Origin of the sequence: Pseudomonas sp. GZJR-8 (assembly GCF_002916705.1) — a bacterium.
Lineage (GTDB): Bacteria > Pseudomonadota > Gammaproteobacteria > Pseudomonadales > Pseudomonadaceae > Aquipseudomonas > Aquipseudomonas synxantha_A.
This window is the reverse complement of sequence record NZ_JXSI01000026.1, coordinates 1-3,219: the sequence shown is the minus strand read 5'-3', so window position 1 is coordinate 3,219 and position 3,219 is coordinate 1. Positions and strand designations below refer to the sequence as shown.

The following is a 3,219-nucleotide window of genomic DNA, read 5'->3' as shown; positions in this document are numbered from 1 at the left end:
GTCCAGTTGCGCAGGCGCCCGTCGGCGTAGGTTTCGCGCAGTTCGCTGCGTGGGTAAATGGCGTTTTCGGTGCGGGTGCCGGTCACGGGGAGCCAGAACTGCACATCGCTGCTTTTGGCCTGAATTGCATCAGACGTAAGGTAATTGAAATGTCCGCCATAAGGGACATAATCAGATTAATTTAGTTAAAAGTTCGATATAGGTGACATTTTGCTCATCACGACCCCTCCCGCTTTTGGCGAGCGGCTCAGGCAACTACGCCGGGCGAAGCAGTACAGCCAGCAGCAACTCGCGGAAAAAGCGCGGTGCAGTCGCAAGACCATCATCGACCTTGAGGCAGGGGAAAATGTTGCGATGTACACCGCCTTCAGGGTGATTACTGCGCTAGGCATGGCACTGGAAGTGGTTGATCGACGTATTGATCTCAAATCGCTTGCCGAACTGGTAGAGCACGATGAGTAAGATCAAAAGGCTCAACGTCGCTACTCCCCAAGGCATTAGCGGCGAACTGTCCAAAGGATCGCAGTTTTCCTTCGCCTACGCGTCGGCTGAGGCGCCTCGTGAAGTGTCATTGGTAATGCCTTATGACCCAACACCGACGGTCAGTAATGTTCTGCATCCGATTTTTGATATGAATGTGCCAGAAGGCTTTCTGGCTGATCAAATCAAGCGACGGATGGCCAAGCATATGCAGGTGGACGAAATGCGCTTGCTGTCGGTCATTGGAGGCAACCAGATTGGTCGGCTGAGTTATGAGAATCCTATAGAAGCATCGGCGCCTGTTAAAGCCCAGGTGGGATTGCAGGAGATATTGTCAGCGCCGGGTTCGCAAGGCGTGTTCGATTTCCTGGTAGACACCTATTTTGAATCAGGTATTTCGGGAGTGCAGCCCAAGGTGCTGGTGCCTGATCTGGACAAACTCAGAGGCAACCGCAAAACCATGCTCAGCTCTGACCTGATTGTAAAATCCGGTGCAGATGAATATGCCCACTTGGCGCAAAACGAATTCCTCTGTTTGGAAGCAGCTCGCCTTGCCGGGTTGGAAACGCCGCGTTTCTGGCTGTCCGACAGCGGTGATTTATTTGTTATGGAGCGCTTCGATCTGACCCCCTCGGGCAGGTTGGGATTCGAGGACATGGCGGTGCTGTTGGGGCTGAACAAGGACCCCCACGATAACTACAAGTATTCCCAAAGTTACGAAACGCTCGCGGCAGTGATTCGCCAGGTGTGCCAGCAGGGTGATGTGTTGCGTGAACTTGAGCGCTTTTTCTCCTCTGTTTGCTTGTCGGTCATGGTGCGCAATGGCGATGCTCACCTGAAAAATTTCGGCGTGCTCTATACCCATCCGGGAGCCCTCGAAACTGTGCAATTGGCGCCTGTGTTCGATGTCACAACGACCACCGCCTATGAGCATTACAATCCAAAATCCGGCCAGGCATTGGTTGACCGTACCCTGGCTATAAAAATGAACAAGGTGAAGGCGTACCCCGATCGTCAACAACTGATTGAATTCGGGCGCAAGCACTGTGGTATCGCAGCTCCTGGCGTAATTATTGAACGCATTGCCGAGGCCATGTCCCTGGCGCTGAGTGCGCATCAGGCGCGTATTGATACCGAGCTTTTTTCAACGATGCAGAAGGAGTGGGACGCGGGCCGTGCCATGGCGCTTCACGACTCGGTAACACCGGCTATGAGGCGCAGGCCGGTGGTAAGACTGTTGCGCTGAGGTCCGTGAAAAAAACCGTAGCCTTAGTAGGCAATGGTCGACGTTTCGTAAGAAGGGATTACGGTATTCTCGCGTTAAATATATCTGTTCTTTATACTAAATAAATCCCTTCACTTTGTTCTTTGCTCTATTTAGCTCAGGTGGGTGTTTTTAAAGTGGTCGAAAGTGACTCGTCGCTCATTTCCTGTATCAGAGTGGGTAGATTAAAAAATACTCATATTTTTCAATATGAGTATTGAGTAAATTCAATCAAAAAATTTTCTCATCTGTATACGATCATCTCGATGAGATTGTATGTCGGTGTAGGATTTAGTGAGTGACTACAAAAGTACAGCTCTTGCTCACTGAGATTTCGTAAGTGTTACTCCTATTGATTCAGAACTTCCATCCTCTTGGAGATTTCCGTAAAGCGTGTTGTAGGAGTGATCGTCAGCCATCAGGTTCAGTTTGCCAGTACGTACTGTTAGATTCCCTTTTGTACCGTTTGGCCCTGGGGCTTCTGGGTCCCATAGTCTATAGTTTACTCTGAAGAAAAGAGAGGATTTTGTGGAGGGTGCACTTTCTCTACTGTAGCTTGCGCTTATAAAAGGGTAGCCTTGCATATCTCCTTTAAGTTCCCCCGTATCGTAGTCAGCAAAAGTGATTTTTAGCCAGTAATGATTAACGCTGGCTGGCGTGAAGCGATAGTAGGCTTCTAGCGGGGTGTTGTGCTTGGCCATGATAATTCTCCTGAGTAAGAGTCAAATACGGCAGTCGTAAATGTTGATTTCCTCGCCGCGAGGCAATGTTGTCAAGAAATCTAATCTGTGTAACCTGTTAATGTTGGCAGTTATATATAACTTTTAGAAATATTGAAGTGTTCGAAATTGCATAGGTATTGACCGGTCTTTTGTCGAATTAAGTTGGATGATGCTCAATGACGACTGTAAGAGGGCAGTTCGGCTGGTAAAGTAACGGTAGAGGGCAGCTGTACGCGGGTTCGCAGACCGAGGAGCTAAGACCCGGCAGACCCGAAGGTCTCCCACGCACAGCCGCCATAACAAAGACTGCCGTCGGCAAGATACCGGGACTGTTTTGACGGGTGCGGTTTTAACTCTGTAGGGCTGCGAAATCCTATCGCTGATCAACGCCGGCGACGGGGCGAGCTATAAGCGGCGAGTTGGCTTGTCGCAATGGTGCTGTAGGACGGACACCAAGCCCTCAGGCCACACAGGCCAAATGTGGGAGGGGGCTTGCCCCCGATTGCGGTGGGTCAGTCACAGCTATTGGAGCTGGCACACCGCTATCGGGAGCAAGCCCCCTCCCACAGGGGATTTAATCGTCTGGATTTATCGGGGAATGATCCTTGGGCTTATCGGACGTTGCCTACTCGAAATAGGCTAATCCATTTACTCGTGATCAATATCCAACTTCGCAAACGTCACCCTTGCCCCCTCCTTGCTGTCCCCACTGTTGTCCTGCACATACACCCCCGCCTTGAAGTACAACGGCTT

The 3,219-nt window shown here is 50.5% G+C and carries 4 protein-coding genes and 1 pseudogene; 2 read left to right on the top strand and 3 right to left on the bottom strand.

The genetic code is table 11. From position 1 onward, the window contains the following. Positions 1-122, bottom strand: a pseudogene (locus tag TK42_RS26680) (polysaccharide lyase family 7 protein); the annotation flags it as partial. A gap of 88 nt (positions 123-210) precedes the next feature. On the opposite strand from TK42_RS26680, the gene TK42_RS26675 reads away from it, so the two are divergent. Together TK42_RS26675 and TK42_RS26670 are read left to right on the top strand one after the other, a co-directional pair. Further along, positions 211-462, top strand: coding sequence for a helix-turn-helix transcriptional regulator (locus TK42_RS26675; RefSeq protein WP_032879008.1), 252 nt, complete (start codon positions 211-213; stop codon positions 460-462). Further along, positions 455-1,726 carry a type II toxin-antitoxin system HipA family toxin gene (locus tag TK42_RS26670; protein WP_032879010.1) on the top strand — a complete coding sequence of 424 codons (1,272 nt, stop codon included), beginning with the start codon at positions 455-457 and terminating at the stop codon, positions 1,724-1,726. Before TK42_RS26675 ends, TK42_RS26670 begins: the two co-directional genes overlap by 8 nt. A gap of 341 nt (positions 1,727-2,067) precedes the next feature. On the opposite strand, the gene TK42_RS26870 is transcribed toward TK42_RS26670, so the two are convergent. After that, positions 2,068-2,445, bottom strand: a complete 378-nt coding sequence (locus tag TK42_RS26870) for a hypothetical protein (RefSeq protein WP_146097902.1) — start codon at positions 2,443-2,445, stop codon at positions 2,068-2,070. A gap of 669 nt (positions 2,446-3,114) precedes the next feature. Continuing rightward, positions 3,115-3,219: polysaccharide lyase family 7 protein (locus TK42_RS26665; RefSeq protein WP_146097871.1), on the bottom strand; the 105-nt coding region annotated here is incomplete at its 5' end.

What these genes read in the sequence shown, in the direction of transcription:
- TK42_RS26670 (WP_032879010.1), top strand. Translation starts at nt 455, where the DNA reads ATGAGTAAGATCAAAAGGCTCAACGTCGCTACTCCCCAAGGCATTAGC.
- TK42_RS26870 (WP_146097902.1), bottom strand. Translation starts at nt 2,445, where the DNA reads ATGGCCAAGCACAACACCCCGCTAGAAGCCTACTATCGCTTCACGCCA.